Here is a 17114-nt window from a genome sequence, read left to right on the forward strand (position 1 = left end):
TCTACTTTGCCTCAGGCCCGATCAGCAGTTGCCTCAGCTCAAGCCGGTCAAGGGCGGTGATCATGCCCGCTGGGTCCCCCTTGCCGAGCTGGAGCCCGACGGCCTCTTCGAAGACCACTTCTTCATCATCCAGAATTTTCTCGGGCTTCCGGCCGATTTCGGAGGAATTTAAGCCTGCAGGAAATCGCGCGGCAACTTCATCATCTGCCGCCACAGTTTCTCCACCCCCGGCTTGTGAACCAGCGAGCAGCGGTAGAGGCGTATCTCAAGCGGCACGTCCCATTTGTCGTCACCCGCTCGCACCAGTCGACCGCTCTTGAGCTCATCGCGAATACAGAAATCGGGTATCCAGGCCAGGCCGACTCCCTGCAGCACCATGCCCTTGAGCCCCTCGGCCATGGCCGTTTCATAGATGGTGCGCAGGCGTAGGCGCAAGGGATCGTTCTTCAGTAACATCCGCACGCTGCGGCCGAGAAAGGCGCCCTGGGTATAGGAGAGATAGGGGATTGGATCCTGGCTCTCGAGATTGAAGAGCGGCTTGCCCTGCTTGTCCGCCAGACTGACCGGCAGCATATTGACCTGACCGATGGAGAAGGAGGGAAACACCTCCGCATCGAGCTGCATGGTTGCATACTGGTCGTGATAGGCAAGCATCAGGTCACAGTTGCCTTCGCGCAGCACATGAATCGCTTCCCCCACGTTCATGGCCACCAGCCGCGTCGGCAACTCACCCAGGCCTTCCTGCAGGCGTGAGATCCACTCGGGATAGAAGCTCAAGGCCAGCGAATGGGCGGCGACGATATCCAGTGCCTCGCGGGCCATGGAGACACCGCGCAGGTGGCCCAGGCATTCGTTGAGCTGCTCGACGAGGTTGCGTGCCGTCACCAGGAACAGCTGCCCTTCCGGGGTCAGGTTGATCGGCGTAGTGGAACGATCAACCAGGGTGACACCGACTGCCTGCTCCAACGAACGGATGCGGCGACTGAAGGCCGGCTGGGTGACATGCCGCTGGCGAGCGGAGGCGGAAAAACTACGGGTGCTGGCCAGGGCAACGAAATCTTCCAGCCATTTGGTCTCGAGGTTCACCGTGGCTCCCGATGACAGCGTTGACAAGTGAATGTGATGAAAGCTACCGAGAGCGGAGCTTTGGCATACAGAGTCGGCATTTCAAGCAGGCCCTAATGTAACTCAGCCGCAGGCTGAACCCAAGGCGTCGCAAGGCTTACTGTATCGGCGAAGTCAGATAGGCGGCACGTGAGATCAGCTTGCGCCACAGTGGGCGATTCTGCAGCTCGTCGTAGCTGATCCGTCGACAGTTGGCAAAATCCTTTTCCAGCATCAGGCGTACCTGCGCTGCAAAACGACGGTCAGGGATGAAGGCGGTAATCTCGAAATTGAGCCGGAACGAACGGTTATCCAGGTTAACCGTGCCTACGGCTGCTGTACTGTCATCGATCAGAATCACCTTCTGATGGAGGAAGCCGGGCTGATATCGGTAGACCTTGACCCCGGCTCGCACCATGTCGGGCAAGAACGAGAAGGCCGAGAGGTAGATCAGCAGGTGATCCGGATGTTCGGGAATCATGATTCGCACATCGACGTCGCGCATGGCGGCCAGGCGCAAGGCATCCTGAACCCCCTGGTCCGGCACGAAGTAGGGGCTGGTCACCCAGAGTCGCTCTTTGGCGCTGTGGATGGCGTGCTGCACCAGCAGGCTGGCGGTTTCCTGACGATCGGCCGGACCGGAAGGCACGATCACGACGTTCTGACACTCCTCGCAGCTGATCTGGGGCTCCCAGGTCAGATTGATCACCGTGCCAGTGGCCCAGTGCCAGTCTTCCCAAAAGGCTTCCTGAAGCCCCAGCACGCTGGGCCCGGTCAGCTTGAGATGCGTGTCACGCCAAGGTCCGTGGCGGGGGTGTTCGCCCAGGTATTCCACCCCGACATTGAAGCCCCCAAGCCACCCTTCTCGCCCATCCACCACCAGCACCTTGCGGTGGTTGCGGAAGTTGAGCTGAAAGCGATGCTTGAAACCACGAGAGGAGCGAAAGGCACTGACCTCGACGCCGGCTTCGCTCAGATCGCGAAGATAGCCTTCCGAAAGATTCCGGCTGCCTACCTCGTCGAACAGGAAGTAGACTCGAACCCCGCGGTCGGCCGCTTTCTGCAAGTGTTCCTTTAGCTTGATGCCTAGTGCATCGTGGCGAACGATGAAAAACTGGATCAGCAGGTACTCTTCCGCCGCATCGATACCGGCAAAGAGACTGGCGAAGGTGGCATCCCCGTCAATCAGCAGTTCGGCACGGTTTCCGCTCGTGAGCGGCATCATGGCCAGCTGTTCCACGGCACGCACGTCGGGATCTCTGGCGTCCGCCTGGAAGGGTTCGAGCCTTTCCCGATAGCGGGCCAGAATCCGGCGCAGGACAGTGTCGCGCTCCCCTCGAGCCGACACATAGCCGTAGAAGCGGGGGCGCCCGAAGATCCAGTAGGCCGGCACGGCGAGATAGGGAATCGTCACCAGGGAGATGATCCAGGCAACGGCCCCCTGGGAAGTTCGACTGGAAAGCAGGGCCAGGACAGCCGAAACGAAGCCCAGCACGTGCACCAGAAATATTGCCAGGCCGAAGAGCCAGGATGCCATGATCTCTCCCTGAAAAAACAGCGTGCTACAGCATACTTCAAACGACAGCGGCCCCGCCAGTTAGCGGGGCCGCGAGGTCGCATAGTCACAACGGCTCATAGCGAGAGGCGCCGGGGACGGGTCCCAGAGGGAGGCCGATGCCATGGGTGAGGAGCACTGCTCCGAACGGGCTGGCCAGCACCGGCCCTGCAAGCGCAGCAGGGCATCGGTAGCGCCCAGGGATGGGTTTACAGCGCCCCCTCGTAGACCTGTCGCCGGATCAGCCTCGAGCGTCACCGCCAGAAGCGATAGCCCGGCTCAGGCGCGCTCGGCGATGATCTCCTTCCACTTGGCCGGACCGGTCTGGTGGACCGAGGTGCCCTGGCTGTCGACGGCCACGGTAACCGGCATGTCTTCCACTTCGAACTCGTAGATCGCTTCCATGCCCAGGTCCTGGAAGCCCACGACACGGGATTTCTTGATGGCCTGCGCCACCAGGTAGGCGGAGCCACCTACGGCCATCAGGTAGACGGCCTTGTTGTCGCGGATGGCGTCGATGGCCGCCGGGCCGCGCTCAGCCTTGCCGACCATGCCCAGCAGGCCGGTCTCTTCCAGCATGGTGCGGGTGAACTTGTCCATGCGTGTCGCAGTGGTCGGCCCCGCCGGTCCGACGACTTCGTCACGGACCGGATCCACCGGGCCCACGTAATAGATAAAGCGGCCCTTCAGGTCGACGGGCAGGCTTTCTCCCTTGGCCAGCATTTCGACCATGCGCTTATGGGCGGCATCGCGGCCGGTGAGCAGCTTGCCGTTGAGCAACAGGGTGTCGCCGGGTTGCCAGGTGAGCACCTCTTCCGGGGTCACGGTATCGAGGTTGACGCGCTTGACGTTGTCGCCGGCTTCACGAGTGATTTCCGGCCAGTCCTCGAGTTTCGGCACCGGCAGTGCCGCCGGTCCAGAGCCGTCGAGGGTGAAATGCGCATGTCGGGTCGCCGCGCAGTTGGGAATGATCGCCACCGGCTTGTTGGCCGCATGGGTCGGGAAATCCTTCACCTTGATATCGAGCACGGTGGTGAGTCCCCCGAGCCCCTGGGCACCGATACCGCTCTTGTTGACCTTGTCGAACAGTTCGAGACGTAGCTCCTCGGCCCGATTGGACGGCCCGCGAGCCTGCAGCTCCTGGATATCGATGGGGTCGAGCAGTGCCTCCTTGGCGATCTCCATGGCCTTCTCGGCGGTACCGCCGATGCCGATGCCCAGCATGCCGGGCGGGCACCAGCCGGCACCCATCTTGGGCAGCTGCTCCATGACCCAATCGACCACGCTGTCGGACGGGTTGAGCATGGCGAACTTGGACTTGGCCTCGCTGCCCCCCCCTTTTGCCGCCACATGCACATCGACGCTGTCGCCAGGCACGATCTTGTGATGGATGATGGCCGGCGTATTGTCGCCGGTATTCTTGCGTGCGCCGTCCGGATCGGCCAGCACCGAGGCGCGAAGCACGTTATCGGGCAGTTGGTAGGCTCTACGCACCCCTTCGTTGATCATGTCATCGAGGCTCATGTCGGCCTCCCAGCGGACGTTCATGCCGACATGTACGAAGACCGTCACTATCCCGGTATCCTGGCAGATGGGGCGATGGCCGGTGGCACACATCCGCGAGTTGATCAGTATCTGCGCGATGGCATCCTTGGCGGCAGGATTCTCCTCACGCTCATAGGCAGCGGCCATGGCGTCGATGAAGTCCTTGGGATGGTAATAGGAGATGTATTGCAGGGCATCGGCGACGCTCTGGATCAGGTCATCCTGGCGGATCACAGTCATGAGCAAGGGGCTCCTGGGCATTATCGGGATGCCTGCCATGGCATGGACAAAACTGAAGCCACGGCAGTCTCAAGCGGTGACGGATTATACCCTATACCCTTCTTGCTGACAGGGTATGTGCCGCCAAGGTATAACGTTGTTCTGCGAAATAGATAACGGTATAAAGATGTCCATTGCAACCTCCACCTCGCCTTGCCTGCCCTGACTCTCGCTTCTAGGCTTGCGTAGTATCTATGCATCGCACCCAGGAAGGGGTGCGTCCGGATCAAGGAGGTGATCATGCCCGTCACTGTCTGCGATTTCATCGTGTCCCGCCTTCAGCAATGGGGAGTAGAACGTCTATACGGCTATTCCGGCGATGGTATCAATGGCGTCATGTCCGCACTGCGACGCGCCAAGGGCTCCCCTCGCCTGATCCAGCCCCGCCATGAAGAGGTCGCCGCCTTCATGGCCTGCGGCCACGCCAAGTTCAGCGACCAGGTCGGCGTCTGTGTTGCCACATCCGGGCCCGGCGCCACCCACCTGCTCAATGGCCTGTACGACGCGAGAAAGGACCACATGCCAGCCGTGGCCATTGTCGGACAGCAGGCCCGCATCAGCCTGGGCACCGATTACCAGCAGGAACTCGATCTCATCTCCCTGTTCAAGGATGTGGCCAGTGAGTACGTGCAGATGGTCACGGCCCCTTCCCAGGCTCGCCATGTCATCGACCAGGCCCTGCGAATCGCGATCTCCCGTCGTACCGTGACCTGTGTGATCCTGCCCAACGACGTGCAGGATCTACCCATGGAGGATCCCCCCATGGAGCACGGCGCGGTATTCTCCGGCGTCGGTTACCGTTTCCCCTGCGTGGTACCGGAAGCGGCCGACCTTGACGCAGCGGCCGAGATCATCAACCAGGGCAAGCGAGTCGCCATCCTGGCTGGCGCGGGGGTCAAGCATGCGGTCGACGAACTGCTCCAGGTTGCCGAACTGACCGGGGCAGGCATTGCCAAGGCGATTCTCGCCAAGACCATGATAGCCGATGACCTGCCGCGGGTGACCGGGTCCATCGGCCTGCTGGGCACTGAGGCCAGCGACAAGATGATGAAGGCGTGTGACACCCTGCTGCTCGTGGGAACGCGCTTCCCCTACGTGGAATTCCTGCCCGAACCGGGGCAGCGCGCGCCATCCAGGTCGACGTCGTACCCGAAGCCCTGGGGGTTCGCTATCCAACCGAGGTCAACCTGCATGGGGATGCGGCCCCCACGCTCTCAGCCCTGGCCGAGCGGCTGAAGCCCAAACGCAACCGCAAATGGCGCAAGCAGGTGCAGGGGTGGGTCGATGAGTGGTGGGAGGTGACTGAGGCTCGTGCCGCCACTGATGCTTCGCCGATCAACCCGCAGCGTGTATTCCAGAGCCTGTCGCCACGGCTGCCTGGCGACGTCATGCTTGCCTGCGACGTGGGTTCGGCAACCAACTGGTACGCGCGCCACCTGAAGATCCGCCACGGCATGCTCGGCTCCGTCTCGGGTGGACTGGCCTCCATGGGCAACGCCGTGCCCTATCTTCTCGCCGCCAAGTTCGCTCATCCCGAGCGCCCCGCCGTCGCCCTGGTCGGCGACGGTGCCATGCAGATGCTGGGCAACAACGCCCTGATCACCCTGGCCAAATACTGGCGCGAATGGAAAGACCCCCGCTGCATCATCCTGGTCCTCAACAACCATGACCTCAGCCAGGTCACCTGGGAGCAGCGCGTCATGGAGGGCGACCCCAAGTTCGACACCTCACAGGACCTGCCGGAGTTCCACTACGACCAGTATGCGGAACTGCTTGGGTTCAAGGGCCTGCGCATGGAGCATGAGGACGATGTCGATCGTATCTGGGACGAGGCGATGGCGGCGGACCGCCCGGTGGTGATCAATGCCTACACCGACCCGGACATCGCCCCACTGCCACCGCATATCGAATTCGATCAGGCAAAGAGCTACCTGGCCTCCATCGTCAAGGGTGACTCTTCTGGTGTCCATAGCGCGAAACTGTCCGCGAAGCAGATGGGGCGTTCGCTGTTCAAGCGCAAGCACTAGGGAATCCATTCAGGCTATATCCGAGGTGCTCTCCCCGCCCGCACTCAAGGAATGCTGGAAAGAACGCTTGGCCCCTGCATAGATAACGGTATAAACTCAGTGCGACTGACAAGCAGGGCAGCGATAGAGCCGCCGGGAAGCCACCGTCACTCTTTCAATGATCGAACCACAGGCATGACAAGGCAGCCCGCTGCGCTCGAAGACGGCAAAGCGGCTCAACCGCGGGCTCTCGCCTCGTCGCCGGGCCAAGGTTGCCCATTCGCCGCGATTGGTCACACCAGCCTGAACATAGGCCTGGTGCGTGACCCTGAGTATGGCTTGCGCCAGCCTCTCCATCGCTTCGTCCGTCAGTTCCCTGGGGCGAGCCGTATAGGAAAGCCCGGCGAAGAACAGGATTTCCGAACGAAGGTAGTTGCCGATACCGGCAAGAAACGCCTGGTCCAGCAGCAGCCCGCCCAAGCCTCGCCGGTGAAAGGCCGAATCCAGTAGGCGAGTGACTACCTGGCCCCGGGACACACCATGGGTGAGCAGGTCCGGCCCCAGTCGCGAAAGAAAGGGGTGGTCACCCAGCCGCCCCGCCTCCCACAGCGACACATCCGATGCGCTATAGAGGCTGGCCGAGCGCCCTTCTGCCGTCAACCGCACGCGCAACGAGCGCTTGGTGTCCGGCTCCCGCTCTTCGTCATGGAGCTTCCATACCCCGTAGAGTTGATTATGGGAGTAAAGAACAAGACCATGCTCGAAACGGATCAGCAGCGCCTTGCCCCAGCTGTCGACCGCCGTGACCCGACGGCCAACCAGTGAATCGACTTCGCTGGCCAATTCGGGAAAAGCGAACCAGGCCGATTCCAGCTGCCTACCGGCAAGCTGCTCGTGCAGGCGATCCGCGGCGCGACGAATCTCCGGTCCTTCTGGCATTGCAACCCTCCAGTGATAACTCACCTTGCACACGGTAGCGAGAGGCATCGGGGGCAAGTCGCGGAGAGGGTTGCCTGTCGCCAAGACAGCCTTGAGCGAACAACGTTAACCCAGCGCCAACTGCCGTTCCTTTAGCTCATGCAGCCGATCACGCATGCGCGCCGCCTCCTCGAACTCCAGGTTCTGGGCCGCCTCGAACATGGCATCCTCCGTACGGGAGATCTCCTTGATCACGTCTTTTGGCGACAAATCGTTAAGGTCGTAGATCGCCGCCCCTTCGGCCACCTGGCGTTCGCCGCGCCTGCGACCGCCCTTCTTGCCCGGAGTCTGTGAGGTTTCCATGATGTCGGCCACCGAGCGCGTTATCGTGGTGGGGGTGATGCCGTGGGCCGCGTTGTGTTCCATCTGCTTGGACCTGCGTCGCTCGGTTTCCTCAATGGCTCGGCGCATCGAGTCAGTGACCCGGTCGCCATAAAGAATGGCCTTACCATGAGCATTTCGCGCCGCTCGGCCGATCGTCTGGATCAGCGAACGTTCGTTGCGCAGGAATCCTTCCTTGTCGGCGTCGAGTATCGCCACCAGCGAGACTTCCGGAATATCCAGCCCCTCGCGCAGCAGGTTGATGCCGACCAGCACATCGAACTTGCCCAGCCGCAGGTCGCGGATGATCTCGACCCGCTCCACGGTGTCGATATCGGAGTGCAGGTAGCGCACGCGCACGCCGTGTTCGTCAAGATACTCCGTGAGGTCTTCCGCCATGCGCTTGGTCAGCGTAGTCACCAGCACCCGTTCACCAACATCGGTGCGCAACCCTATCTCGGAGAGCAGGTCATCCACCTGGGTCGTCGCCGGGCGAACCTCGAGCTCCGGGTCGAGCAGTCCGGTGGGTCGCACTACCTGCTCCACGAGCTGTCCGGCATGCGCCGCTTCGTAGGGCCCCGGAGTGGCCGAGACGAAGATGGTCTGTGGCGAGATACGCTCCCACTCCTCGAATTTCATGGGGCGGTTGTCCAGCGCCGACGGCAGGCGGAAGCCATACTCCACCAGCGTCTCCTTGCGGGAACGGTCGCCCTTGTACATGCCGCCCACCTGGGGAACGCTGACGTGGGACTCGTCGATGAAGAGCAGTGCGTCCGCAGGCAGGTAGTCGAAGAAAGTGGGCGGCGGCTCGCCCGGCGCACGTCCCGACAGGTACCGCGAGTAGTTCTCGATGCCATTGCAGTAGCCGAGCTCGTTCATCATCTCGAGGTCGTAGAGGGTGCGCTGCTCCAGCCGCTGCGCCTCCACCAGCTTGTCATGCTTGCGCAGCCACTCCAGCCGCTCGACCAGTTCGCTCTTGATGCGATCCGCCGCTGCCACGATGGTCTCTCGCGGCGTCACGTAGTGGCTCTTGGGATAGATGGTCATGCGTGGGACCTTACCGCGCACCTCGCCGGTCAGCGGGTCGAACAGGCTGATGGTGTCGATCTCGTCGTCGAACAGCTCCACGCGCACCGCCTCCTCGTCGGAGTCGGCCGGGTAGATATCGATCACATCGCCACGCACGCGATAGGTACCCCGGCGGAAATCCATGTCGTTGCGGGTGTACTGCAACTCGGCCAGTCGGCGCAGGAAATCGCGCTGGTGGATCAGCTCGCCCCGAGTGAAATGCAAACGCATCTTCAGGTACTGTTCCGGGTCGCCCAGGCCGTATATGGCCGAGACCGAGACCACGATCAGGGCATCGCGACGCTCGAGCAGTGCCTTGGTCGCCGACAGCCGCATCTGCTCGATATGCTCGTTGATCGAGGCGTCCTTCTCGATGAAGGTGTCCGACGACGGAACGTAGGCCTCGGGCTGGTAGTAGTCGTAATAGGAGACGAAGTACTCGATGGCATTGTCGGGAAAGAACGACTTGAACTCGCCATAGAGTTGGGCCGCCAGGGTCTTGTTGGGGGCCATGACGATGGTCGGGCGCTGCAGCCGCTCCACCACGTTGGCCATGGTGAAGGTCTTCCCCGATCCAGTCACCCCCAGCAGCGTCTGGTGAGTCAGGCCCGACTCCAGCCCGCTGATCAGGCTCTCGATGGCCGCCGGCTGGTCGCCGGCCGGCTGGAAATTCGACTGAAGGCGAAAGGGCTTGCTCATGCCGGCTCCGGAATGCATCAGGCGCCGAAACGGCGCCTGGGTAGGACGATGACGATCTACCGCAGGCTCACGCCCCGGCGGTATCGGCAGTACGCGTCGTGACTTCCACCGTCGAGCTGGTTATCAGGCGATGGATCGGGCACTTGTGGCTGATCTCTTCCAACCGTGCGCGCTGTTCCGGATCGTCGATGCCATGGAATGTCATCACCACTTCGAGTCGATAGGTCCCCTTCGGTTCCTCGCTATCGTCCCGATTGACCGTGACGCTGACACCCTCCAGCGGCCACTTCTTGCGCTTGGCGTACATCTGGGCGGTGATCGCCTTGCAGGCGCCTAGCGACAGGTCAAAATAGTCGTGGGGATCCGGCGCACCGCCCTCCCCACCATAGGCCTTGGGGACATCGACGAAGATGTCCTCGAAGCCATCCAGCTCGACCCGCTGGCGCAGGAGGCTGTTGCGTTCACTGACGATTTCAATGGTTTTCTTCATGAAACGACCTCGGCTGGATTACTGGACTTCGATGGGTAGCTTGAGCGACTGGACGGCCTTGACCAGCGCCTCGTGGGAGACCCGGCCCTGCACATCGGCCCCATGGCGGCCGACCTCGGCCGACTCGACGCCATCCAGCATCATCAGCGCCGTGGTAATTCGATTGACCTGATCGGTGTTCTCCACGCCGCGAAAGCTCAGCGACTGATGTGCCATAGCTACCTCCTGACCCAACGGTGGGATGGCGGATATAACGAAATAACGAGTTTACCATGCAACCCACCGCTCCACAGCCGGTTGCAATTTCCTGCCATTGCCCACATACCCTATGCATGACAACCCATCTCTTCCCGACCTGATGCACCTGGAGCCACCGGCAATGAGCGATTGGATTACCGCCCTGGAGGGGCGGCGCAAGAGTGAGGACCGGGTCGAATTCGACACCCCAGACCCGGCCCGACAGGCATTGGATGCTACCGTTGTCACCCCCCTCGTCCATCTGGGCGTGCTCGATGTCATCGGCTCGGGCGCCGGCAAGTTCCTCCAGGGCCAGACCAGCGCCCAGGTAGACCTTGCCAACGGAGACTTCGCTCCCTTGACCTGCTTCTGCACCGCCAAGGGACGCATGCTGGCCAATGCCCAGCTGCTGCAAATCGCCCCCGACCACTATCGCCTCATACTGCATCGCGGCTTGATCGAAACGCTGCGAAACCACCTCAAGAAATTCGCCCCCTTCTACAAGTCGGAGCTCAGGGTACGCGACGACCTTGCCCTGATCGGCCTGATCGGCAAGGAGGCCAAGGCCCTGGCGGAGGTGCGTTTCGACCTGGTGCCGCCAGCCGTCTGGCGCCAGGCCGGCGACCAGAGCGTCCAGTTACTCACTCATCCCGGGCCCCAGCCACGGCTGCTGGCTTGCCTATCCGTCGATGCGGCGCTGGAGATTGTCCCTCGCCTGACCCCGCAAGCCCCCCTGGTCGACAATGCCGTCTGGTGTCTCCACGACATCCAGGCCGGGCTCGCCTGGCTCACCCCGCACCATGAGGACGCACTGCTACCCCAGATGATCAACTGGGAGGCCCTGGGCGGGATCAGCTTCAAAAAGGGGTGCTATACCGGACAGGAGGTGGTGGCACGAGCCCACTTCCGCGGCCAGGTGAAGAAGCGGCTGGCAAGGGCTCAACTGGAGGGAGCCAGCCTCCCGGAGCTCGGCACTCCCCTGCTCGATGCCAACGGCAAGTCCCAGGGCGAGGTGCTGGCCGCCGAAATGGACGCCTACGGTCAGCCCGAGATCCTCGCGGTAACCAGTACCAGGGAGGAGATCGGACCGCTGAGCGTTAACGGGCAGCCGGTCAAGTTACTGAAGCTGCCCTATGCGATCGAGCGGCTGGATCCGGAAACCCTGGCCTAGAGAAAAACACCAGCCAGGACGTCACGCCGGGAGACCGAAGACACGCTTCGCGGTGGCCGTGCTCTGTGCGGCTACCGCGTCGTATGACTCGCCGCGCAGCTCAGCCACCATCTCACAGACCTGGGCAATCCGGGCGGGCTCGTTGCGCTCCCCCTGGTGGCCACACAGCGGCATGTCGGGGCTGTCCGTCTCCAGCACGAAGCCGTCCCGGGGCAGGCTCTTCACCGCCCGCCACAGCCGCTGGGCACGCTCATAGGTGACGGCGCCACCCAGACCGACCACGAAGCCGAGGTCGAGGAATTTCCAGGCCTGATCCGGTGAACCGGCAAAGGCATGAATCAACCGCCCGCCGGCAGATCGAGCTGACGAAGACGCTGGGAAACCTTGTCATTGGCTTGCACGCAGTGGATCACCACCGGCAGCTGGCGAGACTTGGCCAGGCGAAGCTGGGCATTGAACAGCGTCCACTGGGCGTCCAGGCTCTCCTCGAAACGGGCATCGATGCCGCACTCGCCCAGCGCCCTCACCTCTGGGTGCGAATCGAGTGCATTGGCCAGCGCCTCGGCATCCCCCTCCCGGTGCTCGTCCATGAAATAGGGATGCAGGCCCAGGCTGATACTGACGTCGTCTCTGTTCTCGCCCAGTGCCAGAACACCAGGCCAGCGCTCCCGGGTGGTGCCAGGCACCATGAAGTGCTCCACCCGGCCGCCCTGGCCCGCTCGAACATGGCGTCACGATCGTCGTCGAATTCGGGAAAATCGAGATGACAATGGGCGTCGATGAGCAATTCTCGCCTCCTCGGCTAACCTAGTGTTCTCTGGTGGCCGCAAAACGAATATCGGGCCAGCGCTCCTGGGTCATCTGCAGGTTGACCCGCGTAGGGGCAATGTAGGTCAGGTAGCCGCCACCATCTATCGCCAGGTTGGCACTCGCCTTGCGCTTGAACTCGTCGAGCATCTTGGCATCGTCGCAGTAGACCCAGCGGGCGGTCTGCACATTCACCGGCTGATAGATGCAGTCGACCTTGTACTCCTCCTTGAGACGATGGGCCACCACGTCGAACTGCAGGGTACCCACGGCACCGAGGATCAGATCGTTGTTGTCCAGCGGCTGGAACAGCTGGGTGGCTCCCTCCTCGGAGAGCTGCTGCAAGCCCTTCTGCAAGGCTTTCAGCTTGAGCGGATCCTTCAGCTGGACCCGCTTGAACAGCTCGGGTGCGAAGTGGGGAATGCCGGTGAAGCGCATGTCCTCGCCCACGGTGAAGGTATCGCCGATCTGGATGGTGCCGTGGTTGTGAAGCCCGATGATGTCGCCGGGCCAGGCCTCCTCCACCTGAGTGCGATCCGAGGCCATGAAGGTCAGCGCATCGGCGATCTTCACGTCCTTCTTGATGCGCACGTGACGCATCTTCATGTTCTTCTCGTACTTGCCCGAGCAGACCCGCAGAAAGGCGATGCGGTCACGGTGATTGGGATCCATGTTGGCCTGGATCTTGAACACGAAGCCGGTGAATCTCGGGTCGGCCGCCTCCACGCTACGGGTATCGGTCTCCCGTGGCTGGGGCGGCGGCGCATACTCGACAAAGCCATCCATCATCTCGCGCACGCCGAAGTTGCCCATGGCGGTGCCGAAATAGACCGGGGTCAGCTCACCCCGCAGGTAGGCGGCATGGTCGAACTCGTGGGACGCCCCGCGCACCAGCTCCACCTCCATGCGCAGTTCCTCGGCCAGGTCCTCACCGAGCACCGCCTCCACCTCAGGATTGTCCAGCCCTTCGATGCGCCTGTCCTCGGGGATCCGGCTACCCTGCCCCTGGGTATAGAGATGGATCACATCGTTGTAGAGGTGGTAGACGCCCTTGAAGTTGCGTCCCATGCCGATGGGCCAGGTCATGGGCGCACACTGGATATCGAGCACCTCCTCGACCTCGTCCATCACCTCGACCGGATCACGGGTCTCCCGGTCCATCTTGTTGACGAAGGTGAGGATCGGCGTGGTCCGCAGGCGACACACCTCCATCAGCTTGATGGTCCGCGCCTCGACGCCCTTGGCTCCATCGATCACCATCAGCGCCGAGTCCACCGCCGTCAGGGTACGGTAGGTATCCTCGGAGAAATCCTCGTGGCCAGGCGTATCGAGCAGGTTGACGATGCGCCCACCGTAGGGGAACTGCATCACCGACGTGGTCACCGAGATGCCACGCTCCTGCTCCATCTTCATCCAGTCGGAAGTGGCGTGGCGATCGTTACGCTTGCTCTTCACCGAGCCGGCGAGCTGGATGGCGTTGCCGAACAGCAGCATCTTCTCGGTGATGGTGGTCTTGCCCGCATCGGGGTGCGAGATGATTGCAAAGGTCCTGCGCAGCCCGACTTCCCGGGCCAGAGTGGCTTCTGACATCAGATTCGAATTCGCCGTCATGGCACCGGCTGACGGTGCGTGAATGGAATGGCACGCATTCTACGGCTTTGGCGGCAGCAGTTGTAGGGCGGTGTAGGGAGAAAGAGGCAAGTCGCATGGGCACCTTGCAGGCGTCGCCGTCAGGCATGCGCGCGCCCCCCACCGGAGTACATTGCAGCGTGACGCCCGGACAGCACCGTATCGACCTGTCACGACGTCACGGCCTGGAGGGCTTCACCACTACGCCCCCTGCCACCCACACCCACCAGACCCTCGCCTTGCGTGCGCCCTGTTGGCGACACCACGCTGGCTACGCTCGCCAGGCGAGAACAATAACAAGCGGGAGAAAACCTTGATGAACACACCGACAGACGGCTCCCTGCCCGGCAAGCCGAGAGCCGGCGCCGAGGGAGTGCCGCCCCCTGAAGGCCCAAGCGACCTGATCGAAACTGATTACGTGATCGGTCAGGACAATCTCACCGGTCACTTCAAGATCGACCTCGATATCCACGGCAAGGTGTTCGGCATTTCTGCGCTGGTTACCCTGTTGTTCGTACTCCTCACCCTCGCCCTGCAGAGCGAAGTGGAGCCCCTGTTCACGGGACTGCGCAACTGGCTGACCGGTCACCTGTCCTGGTTCTTCCTGTTCTCGGCCAATGTCTTCGTGGTGCTGTGCCTGGCACTGGTGGTCTCGCCGCTGGGCAAGGTGCGAATCGGCGGCCTCGATGCCAGGCCCGACTTTTCCTATCTCTCCTGGTTCTCCATGCTGTTCGCCGCGGGCATGGGCATCGGCCTGATGTTCTATGGCGTCTCGGAACCCATGTCGCACTTTTCCAGCGCCATGGGTGGTACCGCCATGGAGAATGGCGTTCGCACCGACTGGGCGCCACTGGGAGCGGCTGCCGGCAACGCACAGGAGTCGGCTCGCCTGAGCATGGCGGCCACCATCTTTCACTGGGGCCTCCACCCCTGGGCGATCTATGCCATCGTGGCATTGGCACTGGCCATCTTTGCCTACAACAAGGGGTTGCCGTTGACCATGCGCTCGATCTTCTACCCGATACTGGGTGAGCGCATCTGGGGCTGGCCGGGGCATGTCATCGATATCCTGGCGGTATTTGCCACCCTTTTCGGCCTGGCAACCTCACTGGGCCTCGGCGCGTCACAGGCCGCCGCCGGACTCAGTCACCTGTTCGGCATCCCGGACGGTAACTTGACGATGATGCTGCTGATCGTCGGTATCACGTTTATCGCCATCCTCTCCATCATTGCCGGCGTGGACAAGGGGGTGAAACGACTGTCCCAGCTCAACATGGTGCTCGCCTTCCTGCTGCTCACCTTCGTCATCGTTGTCGGCCCCACGCTGGTCATCCTGACGGGATTCTTCGACAGCCTGCTCGCCTATGCCACCTACCTGCCGGCTCTCTCCAACCCGTTCGGTCGTGAGGATGCCAACTTCAGCCAGGGCTGGACCGCCTTCTACTGGGCCTGGTGGATCTCCTGGTCACCGTTCGTCGGCATGTTCATCGCCCGGATCAGCCGCGGCCGCACGGTACGCGAGTTCCTCATCGCCGTGCTGCTGGTGCCGTCATTGGTCTCGGTACTGTGGATGTCCGCCTTCGGTGGTACCGGCATCCACCAGCTGGCATCGGGATTCGAAGGCGTCCAGAACGCGGCACTCGAGCTGCAACTGTTCGTGATGCTGGCCGAGCTGCCCCTGGCAGCCATCACCTCCTTCATCGGCATCGTGCTGGTGGTGGTGTTCTTCATCACCTCGTCGGACTCCGGCTCCCTGGTCATCGACACCATCACCGCCGGCGGAAAAGTCGACGCCCCCAAGCCCCAGCGCGTCTTCTGGGCCACGGTTGAGGCTTGATCGCCATTGCCCTGCTGCTCGGCGGTGGTCTCGCGGCACTGCAGGCCATGGCGGTCTCCACCGGCCTGCCCTTCACCCTGGTGCTGCTGGTGGGCTGCTACTCCATCGTCAAGGGACTGATGAGCGAGCCCCGTGGGAGGCCAGTTCTCGTGCCAAACCCCGGCTGACCTGTCGACACTGGGAGACCCAGGGCCTCCCTGAAACAGATAGCCTCAACGCGAAGCGCCCCGCATGCGGGGCGCTTCTCTGTTCCATGGTAACGCTCCGGGAAATGACTGGCCGGCTAGAAATCGACGACCACATTACCCTTGGGCGTGCTGCAGCATGAAAGAATGTAGCCTTCGGCGACATCCTCGTCGGTGATGCCACCGTTGTGCTCCATGTCCACCTCGCCGGAAGCCAGCGGCACTCGACAGGTGCCACAGATGCCCATGCCGCAGGCCTTGGGGATGTGCAGCCCGAGCTTGGCGGCAGCGGAATGCACCGTCTCGCCAGGCTGGATACGCACGCTCTTGCCGGAAGCGCTGAACTCCACACTAAGCATGTCGGCGACATCGAACTCCTCGGCCTGCGCCTCGGCCTGCTCGACATGCTCGAGCACCTCTTCCTGTACATCGACCGGCGTGGCCCCGAAGGACTCCTCGTGATAGCGAGTCATGTCGAAGCCGTTCTTGAGTAACAGGTGCTTGACGGCGTTCATGTAAGACGTGGGACCGCAGCAGAATATCTCGCGATCCATGAAGTCGGGAGCTATCAGCTCCAGCATCGCTTGGCTGAGGTAGCCACGGAAGCCGGACCAAGCATCGCCCAGTTCGTCACTCCTCTCGCAGACGATATGCAGCTTGAACTCGGGAATGCGCGAGAAGATGTGCTCCAGCTCACGGTGGAAGATGATGTCCCGGGGCGTTCGGGCACTGTGCACGAACTCCACATCGACCATGGCGTTGGTATCGAAGAACCAGCGGGCCATGGACATCAGTGGCGTGATGCCGACACCCCCGGACAGCATCAGCACCTTCTCTGCCGGATGATCGATGACATTGAAATTCCCCACCGGCCCGTGCACGGCAAGCTCGTCGTTGATCTTGAGATTATCGTGTAGCCAGTTGGAAACCTTGCCGCCGGGAATCCGCTTCACCGTGATCGAAAAGCTGTAGGGTACCGATGGCGAACTGGAGATGGTGTAGGAGCGCATGATCGGCTCTCCATCGATCTCCAGCTCCAGAGTCACGAACTGCCCAGGCTTGAAGAAGAACAGCACCGGCTGCTCTGCCATGAAGCAGAAGGTGCGCACATCCCAGGTCTCCTGAATCACCTTGACGCAGCGCACCATGTGGCGGCCGTTGGTCCATGTCTGGGTAGTGACAGGATTGAGGAAGTTCATTGTC

General features: G+C 62.1%; 12 protein-coding genes and 3 pseudogenes. 5 read left to right on the forward strand and 10 right to left on the reverse strand.

Features of this window, described 5'->3' with window-relative positions:
• A pseudogene (locus tag Q427_RS33340) lies at positions 1-172 on the forward strand (bifunctional nicotinamide-nucleotide adenylyltransferase/Nudix hydroxylase); the annotation flags it as partial.
• Here Q427_RS33340 and Q427_RS05185 read toward each other — a convergent pair.
• The 3 genes from Q427_RS05185 to Q427_RS05195 all read right to left on the reverse strand — a co-directional run bounded on the left by Q427_RS05185 (position 169) and on the right by Q427_RS05195 (position 4444).
• A complete protein-coding gene (locus Q427_RS05185) occupies positions 169-1086 on the reverse strand; it encodes a LysR substrate-binding domain-containing protein (RefSeq protein ID WP_043511661.1) in 918 nt (305 codons plus the stop codon). The pseudogene Q427_RS33340 and the gene Q427_RS05185 overlap by 4 nt on opposite strands.
• A 136-nt stretch (positions 1087-1222) precedes the next feature.
• Positions 1223-2641, reverse strand: coding sequence for a cardiolipin synthase (gene cls / locus Q427_RS05190; RefSeq protein WP_043511664.1), 1419 nt, complete (start codon positions 2639-2641; stop codon positions 1223-1225).
• 297 nt (positions 2642-2938) lie between these two features.
• On the reverse strand, positions 2939-4444 hold the full coding sequence (locus Q427_RS05195; protein ID WP_043511665.1) for a fumarate hydratase: 1506 nt from the start codon (positions 4442-4444) through the stop codon (positions 2939-2941).
• 279 nt (positions 4445-4723) lie between these two features.
• Here Q427_RS05195 and Q427_RS33345 point away from each other — a divergent pair, with 279 nt between their 5' ends.
• Together Q427_RS33345 and Q427_RS33350 are read left to right on the forward strand one after the other, a co-directional pair.
• Positions 4724-5719, forward strand: coding sequence for a thiamine pyrophosphate-binding protein (locus Q427_RS33345; RefSeq protein WP_231613425.1), 996 nt, complete (start codon positions 4724-4726; stop codon positions 5717-5719).
• A 62-nt stretch (positions 5720-5781) separates the two neighbouring features.
• Positions 5782-6510, forward strand: a complete 729-nt coding sequence (locus Q427_RS33350) for a thiamine pyrophosphate-dependent enzyme (RefSeq protein WP_231613426.1) — start codon at positions 5782-5784, stop codon at positions 6508-6510.
• A 96-nt stretch (positions 6511-6606) separates the two neighbouring features.
• Here Q427_RS33350 and nei read toward each other — a convergent pair whose 3' ends face one another.
• The 4 genes from nei to Q427_RS05220 form a co-directional block, all read right to left on the reverse strand.
• Positions 6607-7428 (reverse strand): endonuclease VIII, encoded by an 822-nt coding sequence (nei, locus tag Q427_RS05205; protein ID WP_043511668.1) that lies wholly within the window; start codon positions 7426-7428, stop codon positions 6607-6609.
• 105 nt (positions 7429-7533) lie between these two features.
• Complete coding sequence (gene uvrB, locus Q427_RS05210) at positions 7534-9555, reverse strand: excinuclease ABC subunit UvrB (RefSeq protein ID WP_043511670.1); 2022 nt, start codon at positions 9553-9555, stop codon at positions 7534-7536.
• Positions 9556-9622: 67 nt separating this feature from the next.
• Entirely contained in the window at positions 9623-10045 is a 423-nt protein-coding gene (locus Q427_RS05215) for an OsmC family protein (RefSeq protein WP_043511672.1), read from the reverse strand.
• Between the two features lie 18 nt (positions 10046-10063).
• Complete coding sequence (locus Q427_RS05220) at positions 10064-10261, reverse strand: hypothetical protein (protein WP_043511674.1); 198 nt, start codon at positions 10259-10261, stop codon at positions 10064-10066.
• A gap of 163 nt (positions 10262-10424) precedes the next feature.
• Between Q427_RS05220 and ygfZ the strand changes: the two genes are divergently transcribed.
• Positions 10425-11453: a CAF17-like 4Fe-4S cluster assembly/insertion protein YgfZ gene (ygfZ, locus tag Q427_RS05225; RefSeq protein WP_081785830.1), complete on the forward strand. Its 1029-nt coding sequence runs from the start codon at positions 10425-10427 to the stop codon at positions 11451-11453.
• Between the two features lie 21 nt (positions 11454-11474).
• Here ygfZ and Q427_RS05230 read toward each other — a convergent pair.
• Positions 11475-12240 (reverse strand): annotated as a pseudogene (locus Q427_RS05230) (TatD family hydrolase).
• A gap of 20 nt (positions 12241-12260) precedes the next feature.
• Entirely contained in the window at positions 12261-13850 is a 1590-nt protein-coding gene (locus Q427_RS05235) for a peptide chain release factor 3 (RefSeq protein WP_043511679.1), read from the reverse strand.
• A 355-nt stretch (positions 13851-14205) separates the two neighbouring features.
• On the opposite strand from Q427_RS05235, the pseudogene Q427_RS05240 reads away from it, so the two are divergent.
• A pseudogene (locus Q427_RS05240) lies at positions 14206-15893 on the forward strand (BCCT family transporter).
• Between the two features lie 116 nt (positions 15894-16009).
• Here Q427_RS05240 and Q427_RS05245 read toward each other — a convergent pair.
• A complete protein-coding gene (locus Q427_RS05245) occupies positions 16010-17110 on the reverse strand; it encodes a hybrid-cluster NAD(P)-dependent oxidoreductase (protein ID WP_081785831.1) in 1101 nt (366 codons plus the stop codon).
• Positions 17111-17114: the final 4 nt, after the last annotated feature.

It is taken from the genome of Halomonas sp. BC04, assembly GCF_000568385.1.

Coding starts and splice junctions, on each gene's coding strand:
- Q427_RS33345 (WP_231613425.1), top strand. CDS start 4,724: ATGCCCGTCACTGTCTGCGATTTCATCGTGTCCCGCCTTCAGCAATGG.
- Q427_RS05195 (WP_043511665.1), bottom strand. CDS start 4,444: ATGACTGTGATCCGCCAGGATGACCTGATCCAGAGCGTCGCCGATGCC.
- uvrB (WP_043511670.1), bottom strand. CDS start 9,555: ATGAGCAAGCCCTTTCGCCTTCAGTCGAATTTCCAGCCGGCCGGCGAC.
- Q427_RS05220 (WP_043511674.1), bottom strand. CDS start 10,261: ATGGCACATCAGTCGCTGAGCTTTCGCGGCGTGGAGAACACCGATCAG.
- cls (WP_043511664.1), bottom strand. CDS start 2,641: ATGGCATCCTGGCTCTTCGGCCTGGCAATATTTCTGGTGCACGTGCTG.
- nei (WP_043511668.1), bottom strand. CDS start 7,428: ATGCCAGAAGGACCGGAGATTCGTCGCGCCGCGGATCGCCTGCACGAG.
- ygfZ (WP_081785830.1), top strand. CDS start 10,425: ATGAGCGATTGGATTACCGCCCTGGAGGGGCGGCGCAAGAGTGAGGAC.
- Q427_RS05235 (WP_043511679.1), bottom strand. CDS start 13,850: ATGTCAGAAGCCACTCTGGCCCGGGAAGTCGGGCTGCGCAGGACCTTT.
- Q427_RS05245 (WP_081785831.1), bottom strand. CDS start 17,110: ATGAACTTCCTCAATCCTGTCACTACCCAGACATGGACCAACGGCCGC.
- Q427_RS05215 (WP_043511672.1), bottom strand. CDS start 10,045: ATGAAGAAAACCATTGAAATCGTCAGTGAACGCAACAGCCTCCTGCGC.